We start from the raw sequence: 16984 nt of genomic DNA, 5'->3' as shown, positions 1-16984 counted from the left end.
ATTTCTTATTTTTATAGCATGGACGATATCAGGCAATATTTAGATTCTACGTATTTAAAAACCGCAGCGCAGGCAAACCTTACTGATGAGGCAAATCGCGAGGTGGTGCGCAGTGTAATAAATGAGGCTATTACCGAGGGTTTTAAGCTGGTTATGGTGCGCCCTGATATGGTAAATATGGCATGCCAGATGATTACAGCGGCACAATCTTCTGTAGATGTGGGTACTGTAATTGATTTTCCTGATGGCGACGGTGGCCTTGATGCTAAACTTGCTGAAGCTGAAGAGGCGATTAAAAATGGTGCCGATGATCTTGACTTTGTTGCAGATTATAAAGCTTTTATAGATGGAGATCTTATTGCTGTAGAAGCTGAAATATTGCAGTGTACACGCCTTGGGCTTCGTTATGGGCGTGTCGTAAAATGGATTATTGAAGTGGCTGCCCTCACTCCGGAACAAATTAAAGGTATTTGTGCTCTGATTAAAGGGGTGGTTACTGCTAATGCCGATGTTACAGATTATAACAGTGTTTTTATAAAATCGTCTACAGGTTTTTATAAAACAGCCGATGGCCTGCCTAATGGTGCTACGCCCGAAACCATAAAGATAATGATGGAGTGCGCTCCTCCGCTTGCGGTAAAGGCTGCGGGTGGTGTGCGCAACTACCAGGAGGCTATAGCAATGATTAATATGGGTGTAAAGCGCATAGGTACATCATCTGCAAAGGCTATTGCCGATGGTGGTCCGGCCGTATCTGAAGGCTATTAAACCAAAAAACCTTCTCCCGGTTAAGAGAGAAGGCTTCTTTTTCATAGCAATTCAATCGATAGTTTTCTTTTTCATAGCAATAGAAAAGGCCGTTTACCGATTTATTCTATTACATAGATGCTGTAAATGTAAAAGGGTTGCGTAGGGTTGCAGAAAAAAATAAAAATATTTAGGCAACAGGTTTTAAGACAATTGTTTTTTTGGGGTAGATATTTTGGCATATCTTTGCGCCAGTTTTTAAATACCATGAAAATTACTTTGAACGCTTCAGATAACAGCATTTCCATAACTTCACTTTTTGCAGATTTTAAAGCACTTACAAAGTCTGGTTTGGCTATCAGCGTAGTGTTTTCTTCTGTTGCCGGCTATTTGCTTGGTGTTTCAGATGATAATCCTTTCCGTTGGATAACCCTGGTAATGCTATCTATAGGAGGGTACTGTATGGTAGGTGCCTCTAACGTTTTTAACCAAATCATAGAAAAAGACCTTGATGTATTGATGGACAGGACAAAGAACCGTCCGGTGCCGGCTGGTAAGGTTTCTGTTAGAAATGCCTTTATTCTTGGGGTGGTGCTAACTGTGGCGGGTATTGCTATATTATACAGCATCAATCCTAAAACAGCAATGTTTGGCGCTATCAGTATTTTTTTATATACAAGCATATACACGCCGCTAAAAACCATTACGCCACTTTCGGTGTTTGTAGGGGCTTTTCCCGGTGCTATACCTTATATGCTAGGATGGGTTGCGGCGACTAATAATTTTGGTATCGAGGCAGGAACACTGTTTCTTATTCAATTCTTTTGGCAATTCCCTCACTTCTGGTCTATAGGCTGGTTCCTGTTTGATGATTATAAAAAAGGCGGTTTTTTTATGCTGCCTACAGGCAAGAAAGATAAAAAAACAGCCCTTCAAATTATACTATATACGGTGTGGCTTACGGTAGCTTCTGTATTGCCGGTTACGGGACTTACAGGTGAATTGAGGTTGAGCTACATTTCTGCCGGACTGGTGCTGTTGCTGGGTGTGTGGATGCTGGTATATGCCGTTAAGCTATATAACAAAATGGATGCCCCTGCTGCTAAAAGACTGATGCTTGTAAGTGTGTCTTATATATCGCTGCTGCAGGTAATTTACATATTAGATAAATTTATACGATAAATAGTAAATGGAAAAGTTAACAATGTCGGCAGGAGAATATGCCGAAAGGAGTGCGAGGTCTAAAAAAATGTTGATGTGGTTTGCTATGGTAAGCATATTCATGACGTTTGCCGGGCTTACCAGTGCTTATGTGGTTAGTGCATCGCGCCCTGACTGGCTCAAAGATTTTAAAATACCTGATGCTTTTTTAATCAGTACCATATTGATTGTTCTAAGCAGCTTTACCTTTCATTTTGCTAAGAATGCAGTAAAAAAAGGCAACCACAATGGTGCTACCGGGCTGTTACTTACTACACTTGCTCTTGGTGTGGGTTTTGTAGGTTTTCAGTTTTACGGTTTCGGCCAGGTTATAGATGCAGGCTTTTACCTTACAGGGGCAGGAAGCTCTGTAACAGCCCAGTTTATCTATGTAATTGTTATGGCGCACCTTGCCCACCTTTTTGCAGGGCTTATTGTGCTTTTAGTTGTAATTTATAATCATTTTAAACATAAGTATACCCCTACACAAACCCTTGGTATAGAGTTAGGTGCAATGTTCTGGCATTTCCTCGATATTCTGTGGGTTTATTTGTTTTTGTTTTTCTATTTTTATTAAAATAAAAAAATGTAAATTTGGGGACTTTTTAAACCTAATAACGTTTTATGGCAGCTACAGTTACTACTACAGCCACTACTGGCAAAACATGGGACGGCGGAAATGAGCCAATGGGAGCAAGCTATGGCAAAATGATGATGTGGTTCTTCATCGTTTCTGATGCTCTTACTTTTTCAGGATTTCTTGCCGCTTATGGCTTCTCAAGGTTCAAATTCATCGGCACATGGCCTATTGCAGACGAGGTGTTTACTCACTTTCCGTTTATGCATGGTAAAGAGGCTCCTATGTACTACGTAGCGTTGATGACGTTTATCCTTATCTTCTCTTCTGTAACTATGGTACTTGCCGTAGACGCAGGGCACAAACTTCAAAAAACTAAAGTTGCTGTATATATGCTGCTTACCATTGTAGGTGGTTTTATCTTCCTTGGCTCTCAGGCCTGGGAATGGAAAAACTTTATCAAAGGTGAGTTTGGTGCTGTAGAAAGCAAAGGTGGGTCTGTATTTCAGTTTGTAGATGCTACAACCGGTAAGAGGGTGGCGCTTGCAGATTTTGCGGCTCATATACATACAGACAGGGTTGAGAAAAGAAAAAGCAATGGTATCTGGTTTGAAAAAGCTGATGCACTTCCTACATACTCTGTAGCTGAAGTAGCTGAAGGTCTTAAAACACATGAAAATGTTGTGATAAGGACAGAGACTATAGGGGCTGATAAAAAGAAAACGGTTCTTAACAGAGAAGAGTCGCTTAAAAAAATCGAAGATTTTGCATTAGTTGTAGAGGGTGCAAACCTTCAGCACAATGAATATGGCCACAAGCTGTTTGCTGATTTCTTTTTCTTCATTACAGGTTTCCACGGTTTCCACGTGTTCTCTGGTGTAATGATCAATATCCTTATTTTCCTTAACGTGCTTGCGGGGACTTATGAAAAAAGAAGGAGCTATGAGATGGTTGAAAAAGTGGGTCTTTACTGGCACTTTGTAGACCTTGTGTGGGTATTTGTATTTACCTTCTTCTACCTTGTTTAATCATCAATTAAAAAATATATAGAGTCATGGCACATACGCACGAATCTAATACGAAAAGGATATGGTTTGTTTTCGGACTTCTGTCTGTTGTAACCATAGTTGAGGTGTTCTTAGGAATTGTAAAGCCTGATGCGCTTTTTCTACACGACCTTTTCCGTTTAAATTATCTTAACTGGATATTTATCATCCTTACTATATTTAAGGCATATTATATTATGTGGGCATTTATGCACCTTGAAGGCGAAAAAAGCAGTTTCAGGTGGTCTATAGTAGCTCCGTTAGTGTTCTTAATTATCTACTTAGTGTTCATCTTGCTTGTAGAAGGAAACTATGTTTTTGATGTATTTCATCAAAGCCAATATAAGTGGATCTTCTAAGGCATATTAATTCATAAAAAAGGCGGTTTATTAAACCGCCTTTTTTAATTTTGCAAAGCATTTGCATCTTCTTATTATGAAACGTAAAATAGTATTGCTTGGCCTTCTTGTACTTCCGTTAGTGCTGTACATTTACTTCTCTATGGTTAAGCACAATTCGCTTTTTCTCCCTGTACTTACTAAAAATCTTAATGAACTTCCGGTTGGTACCACGCTAGATGGTAAGCCCCTGACGCTTGACGGAAAAATATCTATTGTAGGTTTTTTTGGTGATGACATCAATAAACGTAAAGAGGCTATTTTTAACCTCAATCAAAAAATCAACGCAAAATATAAGGAGTTTGACGATTTCCAGATGGTTATGCTTGTGCCAAACGGCGACCAGGAAGCAGTTACTAAACTTCAGGAAAGCCTTAAGCGCATGGGCGATATTAGCAACTGGCGTTTTTTGTTTGCCAGTCCGGCTGATATTAAAACATTCTATAGCTCATTTAAAGTAAAAGAACAACTGGATAGCCATGCCGGTAACGATTATGTTTTTATTGTAGATAAAAACCGTAGCCTGCGTGGGCGTAAGGGAAAGGATCTTAAAGGAGAACATGAGTTTAAGGATGGGTATAATACCTTTATAGTATCTGAACTGCATAATGAGCTTACAGACGACGTAAAGATTGTATTGCGTGAGTATCGCCTTGAGCTTAAAAGAAACTTGCCTAAGGGCGTTAAAAGAGAAATATAAATGAAGAATAAAGCATACATAGGGATATCATTTATTGTACTGATATTCGGTATATGGGCAGTGCCAAAAATTGTTGGCCGTTTCCAGAAGTCTGACTTAGTAGAAATAGGCCCGGCGCCATCTTTTGAACTTACAGACCAAAACGGGAAGCAAATTTCTAACGATGATTATAAGGGGAAGGTATATGTGCTGGAATTCTTTTTTAGTACGTGTCCTACAATTTGCCCTAAGATGAATGCCAATATGCTTAAGCTTCAGGATGCTTATTATGGCAAGCCAAATTTTGGGCTGGCTTCTATTACCATAGACCCTGTGCACGATACGCCACAGGTGCTAAAAGCACACGCCGACCTGCTGGGTGTAAAGCATTATAACTGGCACTTTCTTACCGGTGATAAAGATTACATCTACAACCTTGCGAAAGAATTTAAGCTGTATGCGGGTGTAAATCCGGGTGCGGCAGGTGGTTTTGAACATTCCGGAATGTTTGCGCTTATAGATAAAGATGGAAACATCCGTAGCCGTAAAGATACGTTTGGCAACCCAATACTATATTATGACGGACTGGATGAGGCGGGCCTTAACGCAATAGAAGAAGATATTAAAAAACTGATAGAAGAGTAAAATAATGGAACATTCGCTTGACGCAGAAAAAAAATATAATAAATGGATTGTAGCACTTTCGGTTGTTATACCGCTGGCTGTGGCAGCACTATTTGGTGTAAATTTAAGGAAACTGGGTTTTGATGTACAGCCTCTTTCATTCCTGCCGCCAATATATGCCGCCATTAACGGTGTAACTGCCGTATTACTCGTGGTAGCAGTACAAGCCATAAAATATGGTAACCGCATATTGCACGAACGTATTATAAAAACAGCCATTGCCTGCTCGGTTTCTTTCCTGGTAATGTATGTAGCCTATCACATGACGTCTGATTCTACACCTTATGGAGGCGAAGGGTTTTTAAGATACCTGTATTTCTTTATTCTCATTACGCACATCGCTTTGTCTGTTATTATCATACCTTTTGTATTAGTAACATATGTAAGAGGTATAACGGGTAGTTATGAGCGTCACCGCAAAATAGCCCGTATAACATATCCTATGTGGCTTTATGTAGCTGTAACAGGTGTTGTTGTATATGTTATGATTTCTCCTTATTACAAATACTAATGAAAAAGTTATTTCTAAAACAAATAGTTATTGTGTTGGTGCTGTTATCTTCAATTGGAGCTAACGCCCAGTGTGCCATGTGCCGCGCTGCGTTGGCAAGCAATGAAGAAGGTGTAAAGCCTGAAGCCGTAAACGACGGTATTGTATATCTTATGATCTTTCCGTATCTTCTAATCGGCCTTGTAGGCTTTGCGGTCTACAGGTTAAGAAAGAAAGCCATACAAAACAAAGAAGCGCAGTAATTACTGCGCTTCTTTGTTTATGGTAGGATAGTTTATGCAGTCCAAAATTCTGGCTGTCTAACTATCCACAATCTAAAGAAAAACTATTTCATGCCATCCACCTTCAGGTTGATTTTACCTGAGCCTTTAATAAATGCTATTATTGCGTTATTGGTAAGTTCTATTTTATCAAATTCAAAATCATCCAGCGTACCATTTAGGTAAACACCAGCCATTGGCGAGTAGTTGTTAAGATAAGGCTGCATATTCTTTTTGCCTTCCTCAAGGTTTTCTTTAATAGAATAGCGGCAGTTTTCCTGTATTTTTTTCAGGATGATGCCACTTGCCATCCAGTTTGCGGTACGCATAAGCGCGCTTTTTGTATCCAGGATATAATCCATCTGGTCAAAAAAGATCTCTTTTGTAACGGCATTGTAATTCGGTATGCCGGTCAGGTAAATTGTTCCGTTAATGCTGCCTGTCATTTCAAGAGCTACGATCATCTTATTGTCTTTGCTCCATAGGTCAACTTTTTGTACGACAACTTTGCGCTTGCCATCGCCAAATTCCTGCCCCTGGAAGTTTTTGGTTATCATGGCAGATGCGCTTGAATAAGTAGATACTGCCGCAACAACAGCGTTTACTTTTTCCGGCATTGCAGAAACGGCTTTCAGTACAATAGACTCTTTTTTGAAAGCGCCTTTTGGTGGCTGGCCTACTGTGGTTTCCATAGTGCACTTAAGTCCCATGTTCATTGTTATCTGCTTTTTAGACAGCTTGGCGTCGGTAACATAAAGCTCTGTTGGCATCATCTGGAACCATGTTTCATACTGCTCATTAACCTTAAAAGGCTTGCTCATGGTTTGCAGTGCATCAAGCACCTGCGGCTTTAGGTTTACAGATTCTTTAATAGCATTGTCAAGCTCATTTTCAATACGGGTTTTGAATAGCTTAATCGTTGGGTTTATCAGGTATGTAACCGGGATTTTCTTTCCTGCCACCGTAACAGATGGGCTTTCGGTCCATTCCAGGTTTTCCAGCTTGGTGTCGCTGGTCATCTGCCAGTTCTTAAGGCCTATGCTGCTGTTGAATGTAATGTTTGCAGCCAGGTCAAACTCGCGGGTGTCGTGCATGTCTATTCCCATAGCAGTGGTGCCATAGCGTACCTGCCCGTTAACCTTTACAGGAATAACAATTTGCAGGCGGCCGTTCTTTTCTGTAAATTTTATCGGTGCGGTTTTCCATACCTTAAGCATTACATCATCATCTTTAATATTGTTGTCTTCATATACCAATCCATTCACAAATTTATTGGTTTGTGTTTCAAGGTCGGCAACAGCAACGGTAACAGGCAGGCTGATAAACGAAGTGCTTTTTTGGTAGACTACATCGGTAGTATTGCCGGGTTCTGGTTTCAGGGCATTAATGCGCTTTGATGTAGAGCAGCTTGTGAGTAGCAAGCCTGAGCCCAAAAGGCTAATTAGTAGGGTTTTCATAAGGTATAAACTCAAATTTTGCGGCAAATGTAGTACTAAATTGTAACAAAAAACAAAGTTGGTTGTCTTATAGCAGGATATTCCTGCTATAAGGTGGGAATTTTTTTAATAAATTTGTTTTTGAAACCAACACAGTTTTATGAAAAAACTAACAAGCATATTTTTTGTTTCGGGTTTTGCCCTGCTTTCTTTGCCCAGTTTTGGGCAGCAGAAAAAATGGAGCCTGAGAGAATGTGTAGAGTATGCGCTAAAAAACAACATATCTATAAAGCTTACCACTCTGGATGTGCAAACGGCAGATGTTGCCCGAAGCGATGCGCGTATGGCTTTTTTACCCACGGTAAACGGGCAGGGGTCACATTCGTGGAATATTGGTCTTAACCAAAACATTACCACGGGTTTGCTGCAAAACCAGACTACCCAGTTTACATCAATAGGGGGTACGGTAGGCGTTGATATTTACAAAGGCCTTCAAAACCAAAACAGGTTTAGCCGTGCCCGCCTGGCTATGGTTGCGGCACAGTACCAGCTTACAAAAATGCAGGAAGATGTAGCGCTAAATATTGCCAACTCTTACCTTCAGATTTTGTTTAACAAAGAAAACCTTAAGGTACAGCAGCAGCAACTCGCAATAGATACAAAGCAAATGGAGCGCACACAGCAGCTTGTAGATGCAGGGGTGGTTCCACAAGGTGATCTGCTTGATGTAAAGGCTACAGTAGCTACTGACAACCAAAATCGGATAACGGCAGAAAATGCCCTGCTTATCTCTAAGCTAAGCCTTGCACAGTTGATGCAGCTGGAAAATTTCCAGGATTTTGATACTGATGATAAAGATTATCCAACCGATGATACGGGTGTATTGTTACGCTCTGCTGCCGAAATTTATAACAAGGCAAGAGAAGAGCGAACTGTGGTTAAAATAGCGCGTGCAGATGTAGAGGTTGCCGAAAAAGATGTGAAAATAGCTAAGGGTGTCTATCAGCCTACAATACAGGGTTTTTACAGTTTTACAACGCGTGCTGCCTATGCAGACAGAGTTGTGGGGTATGGGCCTAACCTAACTACGCCAACATCGGTGATAGGGTATATAGACGGTACTAACCAGGCTGTGGTACAAAATAACTTTGTGCCTATACTGGGGAAAAGAGAAGCGATACTCGACCAGTTCGACCAAAATAAAGGTCACTCGTTTGGTATATCGTTAAATGTGCCTATTTTTAATGGCTTTGCTGCCCGTAACGGGGTAGAGCGTGCCAAAATAGCTTTAGAGCGTTCGCGCATTACATTGCAACAGCAGGAACTGGATCTGGAGCAAACGGTGTATAAGGCATATACTGATGCACAGGGCGCGCTTAATACATATGAGGCTGCTAAAACTACACTCGCGGCACGTGAAGGCTCTATGAACTATGCCCGGGAGCGCTATGAGGTGGGTCTTATAAATGTGTTTGATTATAACCAAAGCCAAACACTTTATGTAAATGCTCAAAGCGAAGTACTGCGAACCAAATACGATTTTATATTTAAGGTAAAAATACTGGAGTTCTACTTTGGTGTACCAATTTCTCAAATTACTGAAAAAGAATAACCATGTCAAAAAAAGCCATTTACTATTTACTGGGTGCGATTATTGTATTGATCGTGCTGCTTGTTGTGCTTAAGAAAAACGGTACATTAGGAAATAACGATAAAGGTAAGGAGGTAGAAATTACTACTGCCAAAGCTGTAACACTTACCGAAACTGTTTCGGCTACCGGTAAGGTACAACCGGAAGTAGAAGTAAAAATATCATCTGAAGTATCAGGGGAGATTATACAATTGCCTATTAAAGAGGGGCAGGCTATTAAAAAAGGTGACCTGCTTGTGCGCATTAACCCCGATCTTTATGAGTCGGGTGTGAGCCGTAGTTCAGCAGCAATGTCTACCGCGCGTGCGGGGCTTAGCCAGTCTGAAGCACAGCTTAAGGAAGCCAAGGCTAACTACAACCGTAATAAAACGCTTTTTGATAAAGGTGTAATATCTAAGTCAGAATGGGATAAGATCGTTTCTGCTTACGAAGTGGCACAGGCGGCTAAACAATCAGCTTTCTATCAGGTAGAGAGTGCCGGTGCGAGCGTTACCGAAGCTAAAGATAACCTTAACCGTACTGCCATTTACTCTCCGGTAGACGGTACCATCTCTAAGCTTGACACAGAGCTTGGTGAAAGGGTAGTGGGTACACAGCAAATGACGGGTACCGAAATTTTAAGGGTGGCTAACCTGAACAATATGGAGGTTGAAGTTGATGTTAACGAGAATGATATTGTAAAGATAGACATAGGCGATGAAGCTAACATAGAAGTTGATGCTTACCTGAAGCGTGTATTTAAAGGTGTTGTTACCAGCATATCTAATTCTGCAAGTAGCGATATTACCGCAGACCAGGTTACAAACTTTAAAGTTAAGGTACGTATACTTAAAGAGTCTTACGAAGAGATGACAAAAGGTAAACCGGCTAACTATTCGCCATTCAGGCCGGGTATGACCGCTACTGTAGATATTATTACAGAAAAAAGGGTAGACATACTTGCAGTGCCTATCAGCGCAGTAGTCATAAAATCTGACACCCTGTCGGCAAGCCATGATGCGGTAAAAGAACTCAAGGAAAAAGAGCAGGAGAAAGCAAGTGGAAAAGCCGGACAAAAGTTTGAGTGCGTGTTTGTAAAATCTGGCGACAAGGCAGTATTACGCGTAATAAAAACCGGTATACAGGATGATACTAATATAGAGATATTATCGGGTCTTAAAAAGGGAGATGAAATTATTACCGGGCCTTATGCAACAGTTACTAAGGACCTGAACCCCGGAGATAAAATAACGGTTAAGGCAAAAGGATAAATTTATGGCTTTTATTTTGAATATTGAAACCGCTACAAAAAACTGCTCAGTTGCTGTAGCGGAAGATGGTATTAACCGTGCGGTAATAGAATATGCGGGCGAAGGCTATGCCCATGCCGAAAAGCTGCATGTTTTTATAGAAGAGGTGCTTAAAGAAACCGGAATTGCTTTTGCCGATCTTACTGCTATAGCCGTAAGCAAAGGGCCGGGTTCTTATACCGGGTTACGCATAGGTGTATCTGCGGCTAAGGGTCTTTGTTACGCGCTCAATATTCCGCTTATTGCTGTAGACACACTGGAGCTTCTTGCCCGAAAGATAAAAATTACAGAAGGTATTATCGTGCCAATGATAGATGCACGCCGTATGGAGGCTTACACAGCTGTGTATAGTCATGACTATACTAAAGTGCGTGAAACAAAAGCAGAGATAATTACAGAAGATTTTTTTGCCGGCCAGCCGGGAGTTGTACATTTAATAGGCGATGGTGCAGCTAAATGCGCTACTATTCTTACAGATGCTAAATTTGTTTATCATCAGGAAGTGTTGTACCCATCTTCGATAGAAATGTGCGCGTTGTCTTTTGATGCCTACAAAAAAAGCGACACCGTAGATGTCGCTTATTTTGAACCTTTTTATTTGAAAGATTTTATTGCCGGTAAATAGCTTATAGTATAGAAGCTGTGTAATCTGCAAGCTTTTGCAGGCTGGTAGCCTCATCAAGATCTATGCTGTTTTTCTTAATATAGTCAAGAATTTCTTTGCTCTTTCCTGGTACAAGTTTAGCATAATCTTTTTTGCCCGAAAAATATTTAGCTTCTTCTTCGCCTATCTGCACATAAAATTCATCCTTTGCCTTGCGGTAAGTAGGAGCTTTAGAAGACTGGTAGCTGTTAGTTGCTACAGAGCCCGGCTGAAGATATATGCGCTCTCTTTTATATATTTTTACCTTTGGGGTGCTGCTTATAATATTAAGGTAGCCGTTGTGCTGGTCGCCTTCATCTGTAACATAAGGTACAAGTGTATAGGCTTCGCCGCTATTGCTAAAGGTAACTATAACCCCATTTTGTTTTGGTAATATTTTTAATTGCTGCTCCTGTGGATTGCTGATTTCAAAGTAGTCAGCATAAGCATTATAACGCAGTAATTGTACAATATCGCTGTTAGAAACTTTTGCAGGCAGGTGCTTGTCAATTATGTACATTGTTCCTGTTGTCGCTAATCCCTTCTCCCTACCGGCTGTAATTTGCCCTGCCTGAACAGGAGTCTGGTTAATTTGTGCGCTGGCCGTAAAAGTGGTAATTGCAAAGGTGCCGGCAAAAAGTAAGCTAAGCTTTTTCATTTTTTTAAATTTAATGTAATAGTGTGTATTAATAGACGGCAAAGATAAAATTATTAATGCTTCTTAAAGAATTACATCTTTCTTTTTTAAATATTTAACAAAAACAATGCCACCCTATAAACGCAACTGCTTAATTTTTTATTGTATCTTATATCCTTTGCTCTCCGGGTATATTAGTTTAACATCCTGGTGCGGATACGGAATTTCGATACCTGCCGATTCAAAAGCCATTTTTATATTTTCATAAAAATCAGATACCATGGCACCATAATTTCCGCGTTCTGCCCACATAAATACTACCAGGTCTACAGAACTGTCTGCAAGTGCTTTTACTTCAATGCCCGGTTTTGGTTCTGTTAGTATGTTTGAATCAGATTTTAGTACATTAAAAATAACTTCTTTTACTTTTTTAAGGTCGCTGCTGTAATCTACAGAGAGTATTATTTCGGCACGGCGTAGTGGCTCCTGCGAAAAGTTTTTTATGGTGTTGTTAGACAGTGCTCCGTTTGGCATATATATTACCTGGTTGTTCGGGGTTATTATGCGGGTGCTGAATATCTGTATGCTGTTTACTGTACCGGCCTGCCCTTGTGCTTCGATATAGTCGCCTATGCGGAAAGGTTTAAATAAGATGATAAGCAAACCGCCGGCAAAATTACTAAGCGACCCTTGTAATGATAAACCAATTGCCAAACCTGCGGCTGCAATGGCTGCTGCAAAAGATGTTGTTTTTACACCAAGCTGCTCTATAACCTGAACAAAAAGTAATATTCTTAATATCCATGTAAGAACATCGAGTAAGAATTTCAAAACGGTTGGGTCATGATCAGGACGCTTGGTAAGTATACCGGTCAGTATTTTACGTAAAATCTTTATAAGTATAATACCACCAATTAGTACTAAGAGTGCCCCAAATATACTTGGAACATAACCTACAAGTTTATTTGTAAAATACTCTAAATAGCTGTCAAATTGAGTTTCAGTCTCCATCTAATATTAAAATTTCAAATCGTTAATCGCGGTTTCTACATTGTCGGTTGGCAAATTACAAGCCTTGTTTTGACAAACATAAAACATTAAACTATTTTTAACAAAGCGGTTTTGTAAAAAAGGTATTACAGAATCTTTCACGGTTCCTGCCACTAACACATGGGGCATATACTGTGCGTTGATCTCTTTAATTGTCTCAGCAGCATTTTCTCCGCATACGGCGAGTTCTTTGTTTTGTGCCGAAAGATCCAGCCACAGGTTAAGCCAGTTGCTAAACGCCGAAGGATAATCCATGGCGGGTATCATCTGGTAAAGCATTTGCAGTGCTACTTTTTCGTAATGAGCATTGTCAAACAAAATGCTCAGTTTATACAGCACGTTGGCAATAACCGAATTTGATGCCGGTATTACATTGTCTTCCGTTTCATAATGCGGAGCCACTAATTGATTATCTGCTATTTCGGTAAAAGAAAAAAACTGTTTTTTACTGTCGTAAAAATGCTCAAGGCTATAATCTGTAAGCTGTTTTGCATACAGCAGCCATTTTTCATCAAGCGTACACTGGTATAAGGATATAAAGGCATCTGCAGTATGGGCATAATCTTCAAGAAAGCCTTTAATTTTTGCAATACCATTTTTGTAGGTGCGCCAAAGGTGGCCTACGCTGTCCCAAAGTTTATCGCATATAAAATGGGCGTTACCAAGTGCGGCTTTAAGATATACTTCATCTGTAGTGGCTTTGTAAGCATCGGCATAGCCTTTAAGCATTATGGCATTCCAGGAAGTAAGTACTTTATCATCAAGGCCTGGTTTGTGGCGTTTTTCTCTTTCGGTATAAAGCATCTTTTCCCATTGTGCTTTCTTCTCTTGCAAAACTTCGGTAGTGATCCCAAATTCTTTAGCCAGTTCTTCTGTAGCATTGGTTTGGATTAAAACGTATTGACCATTTTCCCAAAAACCAAATTCATTAATATTAAAGACTACAGCAAATTGTTCAAAGTCACTGCCCAGTAAATCTTTTAAATCCTGTTTTTCCCAGGTATAAAAAGCGCCTTCTTCTTTATGCCCGGTAAGGGTAAAACTGTCAGCATCCCACGCGCTGTAAAAGGCGCCATCGGGAGACGTGAGCTCTGTAGCAATAAAAAAATGCGTTTTTTCTATCACTTCTTTATAGAGCGTATCACCGGTAGCTTTGTAAGCTTCGGCATACAAACTCATCAGTTGGCCGTTGTCATACAGCATCTTTTCAAAGTGGGGTACGTGCCAGTGCATATCTACCGAGTAACGTGAAAATCCCCCACCTATGGTATCAAACAAGCCACCCCACGCCATTCGGGTAAGGGTAAGATTGGTAAAATCAAGCAACTCCTGTGTGCCGGTTTGGTAACCGTAACGTTGCAGGAACTGGTAGTTGTTAGGCATCATAAACTTAGGTGCACGGGCATACCCGCCAAAATCCCAGTCAAAACTTTTAGCCCATTTTTCTACCAGTGGCTTTATGGCTGAAGGATCTTTTAAAGTCTCTTCCTCATTAGGCGGAAGCAACGACAGCTGGTTTATGCCTTCTAAAAGTTTCACGGCATAGTCTTCCATCTTGTCACGGCCTGTAATAAACAGGTCCTGCAATTGCTGTAGTGTTTCTATCCATTGTGCTTTGCGAAAGTAGGTGCCACCCCAAACCGGCCTGCCGTCGGGTAACAGTACTACATTCATGGGCCACCCGCCCTGGCTGGTCATTAGCTGTACGGCTTTCATATAAGTAGCATCTACATCCGGGCGTTCTTCGCGGTCTACTTTTATCGAAATGTAATGCGCGTTCATTACGGCTGCCACCTCGTTATCCTCAAAACTTTCGTGCTCCATAACATGGCACCAGTGGCAGGCACTGTAACCCACGCTGACTATTATAAGTTTGTCCTGATTTACGGCTTCGGCCAATACTTCCGGCTTCCAGGCTTTCCAGTAGATAGGGTTGTTAGCGTGTTGCAGCAGGTAAGGACTGGTTTCGGCGGCGAGTTCATTCATAGTGTTTTATTTGGAGAATAAAAGTACTAAAACCATACCTTGCAGCAAAGATGCGCTACTGTTAAAGTAACCGATGCAAAAACGTTATACATAAAAAAAGCCTGTGGCGCAGAAGCTGCCACAGGCGGGTATAAATAATCAACATTTATTTTTTTATTATTGCGCGAAAAATAATTTTGCAATATTAGTTGATGCTGTAGCATCTAATGGTTCATCAAATGAGGCAGAATCTGCGGCATCTCCAAAGGCCGGGTTACCTTGTGTAGGTGTAAATGTAGCCACATTTATAGTAGCATGTGTAGTATTACCTTCACCCGCATAAACTGCATCTGCCGCGGCAGGGTGCATACCGTCAACGCCTGGTATCCAGCCCCTGTTTCCCCTAAGCCTGCGCACTACAGATGCGTGTCTTGCTTCTACGCTGTGTATTTGCAAGGCAGCAGTTAGTGTTGCTTTATCTCCCATAAGATTTACAGCCTGGCCTTTGTAGGCACGAACACCGGTATCTTCAAACGCCTGAGAAAGAGCAAGAAACTGCTGATAGTCATTAAACGGGTCGAAAACAAGTGTGCCGGTACCGCCTTTACGTCCAGTAAAGTCAAATGTAGGCTTATCAGGTGCATTATTGCCTAATGCTTTTTTTAAGAACTCAACGTGTGCAGCTTCATGCTGGCTTATTTGTGCAAAAATGGTGCGATCTGTGGTAGGTATTAATCCTGATTTGTCCAGTGCCATAGCATAAAATTCATCTTCAAGATATTCCAGTGTCAGGGCAAGCTGTAGTGCAGCTGTTGCACTGTTGTCTGCTGCTGCTGTATAAGCACTACTGGCTGCATTAGCTTTTTGTGAAAACATTGATATGAATGGTACAGCTGCCAGGGCTGCGGTAGCGCCTGCCTTACCAAACTGGTTTAGGCTGTCGCGGCGTGATCCTTTTGTATGTAGGCTTTGTATAATGCCTTCATTAGTAAACGATTCTATAAATTTGATGATATTCATGATTTCGTGTTTTTAAATGTTAGCATTATGGTAAATACTTCGCGGTAAAAGCTGTTTGTATAAAGTTAAGGGCTGCAACATCCGGTATTACTTTGCTTGGCTTATCAGCAAGGTCAAGACCATTGGTATCTACCACATCGTTACCTGCAAAGCTTGCACTTTTAGGGCTTATAAGATCGCGTATGGCGGCAGCATGGCGTGCCTCTACCGATACTATTTTGCCGGCAACAACAAGGTAATCAGGAGTGGTAATAAACTGTCCGGCCCCGTTGTATGCCCTTACTCCGGTATCTTCAAGTGCTTTTGCAGTACCCAGTACGCTGTCGCGGTTGCTAAAATTTACACTGGCATAAGCAAACTGAAGATCCGGCAGTAATTCTCCACTGGTATTGTTTAGTGCAGCTGTTAATGCCCTCTTAAAGAATTCACGGTGTATTACCTCGTGAGAATAGAGGTCTACAAGTACATTTTGTTCTTCGGTGCTAAATACCGAACGAAAACTGCTGCCATTTACCACACGTGTATAAAAATCAGCTTCAAGTTGTTCTAGCGCATAGGCATAAGTGAGTATGCCCGCATCGCCGCCGCCAAGGTCAAATTTACCGTCTCTTACGCCCGGTAGTTTGTCGTCATTAGTACTACCGCTGTCGTCGTCATCGCTACAGCCGGCAATTAGCAGTCCGGTTCCTGCAAGGGCAAGGCCGCTAAGCTTAAGGAAACTCCTACGGCTGGCTAAGCCTGCGGTCTGAGTCCCTATCTCTGATACCGTTACTTTGTCATTTTTCATAATGTAACATTTAAGTGGTTAATAGTGTACAGGTGTGGTAAGCATATTTGTTATCACCCAAATTTCTACTTTATATACGCCAACTAAATGTTAATGGTTTTGCGTGAAATTGAGATTTTTTTAATAATTAACAAAAAATTATTAATTATACCCAATGGTTTATTAAGCTAAGTTGGTGTGTGTACTGGTTAAAATTAGATTCGGGATATATTTTTTTGCTGAAATTTAACAGGAATAAAAAAATGTAAATTACGTTTACTTTAACGATTTCTTAGGTGCCTAAAAACGTTTTCGTAAGATAATTCTACGGTTGCTTTGTAATCAAATTGTAAGTAGAATGTGGATTTTTGTAAAAAAAATACGATTTCGTAAATCTAACGATAAGAATTTCGTGAAATTTTCGT

General features: G+C 40.7%; 18 protein-coding genes. 12 read left to right on the top strand and 6 right to left on the bottom strand.

Annotation, left to right across the window (positions count from 1 at the left end):
- Positions 1-18 precede the first annotated feature (18 nt).
- From deoC to DYH63_RS15095, 9 genes are all read left to right on the top strand, one after another.
- Entirely contained in the window at positions 19-768 is a 750-nt protein-coding gene (gene deoC, locus DYH63_RS15140) for a deoxyribose-phosphate aldolase (RefSeq protein ID WP_116789589.1), read from the top strand.
- Positions 769-1026: 258 nt separating this feature from the next.
- The gene (cyoE, locus tag DYH63_RS15130) at positions 1027-1929 is read left to right on the top strand and encodes a heme o synthase (protein ID WP_205528328.1); all 903 of its coding nucleotides are present in this window, start codon (positions 1027-1029) and stop codon (positions 1927-1929) included.
- A 7-nt stretch (positions 1930-1936) separates the two neighbouring features.
- A complete protein-coding gene (locus tag DYH63_RS15125; protein ID WP_116789586.1) occupies positions 1937-2524 on the top strand; it encodes a cytochrome c oxidase subunit 3 in 588 nt (195 codons plus the stop codon).
- A 47-nt stretch (positions 2525-2571) separates the two neighbouring features.
- Entirely contained in the window at positions 2572-3552 is a 981-nt protein-coding gene (locus tag DYH63_RS15120) for a cytochrome c oxidase subunit 3 (RefSeq protein ID WP_116789585.1), read from the top strand.
- Between the two features lie 26 nt (positions 3553-3578).
- Positions 3579-3929 (top strand): cytochrome C oxidase subunit IV family protein, encoded by a 351-nt coding sequence (locus tag DYH63_RS15115; RefSeq protein WP_116789584.1) that lies wholly within the window; start codon positions 3579-3581, stop codon positions 3927-3929.
- Between the two features lie 76 nt (positions 3930-4005).
- Positions 4006-4668 (top strand): hypothetical protein, encoded by a 663-nt coding sequence (locus DYH63_RS15110; protein ID WP_116789583.1) that lies wholly within the window; start codon positions 4006-4008, stop codon positions 4666-4668.
- The gene (locus tag DYH63_RS15105) at positions 4669-5292 is read left to right on the top strand and encodes an SCO family protein (protein ID WP_116789582.1); all 624 of its coding nucleotides are present in this window, start codon (positions 4669-4671) and stop codon (positions 5290-5292) included.
- Positions 5293-5296: 4 nt separating this feature from the next.
- A complete protein-coding gene (locus DYH63_RS15100; protein ID WP_116789581.1) occupies positions 5297-5842 on the top strand; it encodes a DUF420 domain-containing protein in 546 nt (181 codons plus the stop codon).
- Positions 5842-6084, top strand: coding sequence for a hypothetical protein (locus DYH63_RS15095; protein WP_116789580.1), 243 nt, complete (start codon positions 5842-5844; stop codon positions 6082-6084). The genes DYH63_RS15100 and DYH63_RS15095 overlap by 1 nt, the downstream gene beginning before the upstream one ends.
- 83 nt (positions 6085-6167) lie before the next feature.
- Here the strand turns inward: DYH63_RS15095 and DYH63_RS15090 are convergent, their stop codons facing one another.
- On the bottom strand, positions 6168-7559 hold the full coding sequence (locus tag DYH63_RS15090) for a DUF4403 family protein (RefSeq protein WP_116789579.1): 1392 nt from the start codon (positions 7557-7559) through the stop codon (positions 6168-6170).
- Between the two features lie 139 nt (positions 7560-7698).
- Here DYH63_RS15090 and DYH63_RS15085 point away from each other — a divergent pair, with 139 nt between their 5' ends.
- From DYH63_RS15085 to tsaB, 3 genes are read left to right on the top strand one after another with little or no spacing between them, the layout of a single operon-like run.
- Entirely contained in the window at positions 7699-9150 is a 1452-nt protein-coding gene (locus DYH63_RS15085; protein ID WP_116789578.1) for a TolC family protein, read from the top strand.
- 2 nt (positions 9151-9152) lie between these two features.
- On the top strand, positions 9153-10439 hold the full coding sequence (locus DYH63_RS15080) for an efflux RND transporter periplasmic adaptor subunit (protein WP_116789577.1): 1287 nt from the start codon (positions 9153-9155) through the stop codon (positions 10437-10439).
- Between the two features lie 4 nt (positions 10440-10443).
- Entirely contained in the window at positions 10444-11103 is a 660-nt protein-coding gene (gene tsaB, locus DYH63_RS15075) for a tRNA (adenosine(37)-N6)-threonylcarbamoyltransferase complex dimerization subunit type 1 TsaB (protein ID WP_116789576.1), read from the top strand.
- Position 11104: 1 nt separating this feature from the next.
- On the opposite strand, the gene DYH63_RS15070 is transcribed toward tsaB, so the two are convergent.
- The 5 genes from DYH63_RS15070 to DYH63_RS15050 all read right to left on the bottom strand — a co-directional run bounded on the left by DYH63_RS15070 (position 11105) and on the right by DYH63_RS15050 (position 16580).
- Entirely contained in the window at positions 11105-11779 is a 675-nt protein-coding gene (locus DYH63_RS15070; protein ID WP_162927051.1) for a hypothetical protein, read from the bottom strand.
- A gap of 138 nt (positions 11780-11917) precedes the next feature.
- Positions 11918-12769 (bottom strand): mechanosensitive ion channel family protein, encoded by an 852-nt coding sequence (locus DYH63_RS15065; RefSeq protein WP_116789574.1) that lies wholly within the window; start codon positions 12767-12769, stop codon positions 11918-11920.
- A 6-nt stretch (positions 12770-12775) separates the two neighbouring features.
- Entirely contained in the window at positions 12776-14794 is a 2019-nt protein-coding gene (locus DYH63_RS15060) for a thioredoxin domain-containing protein (protein ID WP_116789573.1), read from the bottom strand.
- 156 nt (positions 14795-14950) lie between these two features.
- Positions 14951-15793, bottom strand: coding sequence for a ferritin-like domain-containing protein (locus DYH63_RS15055; RefSeq protein WP_116789572.1), 843 nt, complete (start codon positions 15791-15793; stop codon positions 14951-14953).
- 25 nt (positions 15794-15818) lie between these two features.
- A complete protein-coding gene (locus DYH63_RS15050) occupies positions 15819-16580 on the bottom strand; it encodes a ferritin-like domain-containing protein (RefSeq protein WP_116789571.1) in 762 nt (253 codons plus the stop codon).
- Positions 16581-16984: the final 404 nt, after the last annotated feature.

This window comes from Flavobacterium psychrotrophum, assembly GCF_003403075.1.
Lineage (GTDB): Bacteria > Bacteroidota > Bacteroidia > Flavobacteriales > Flavobacteriaceae > Flavobacterium > Flavobacterium psychrotrophum.
This window is presented reverse-complemented; position numbering and strand designations above follow the sequence as displayed.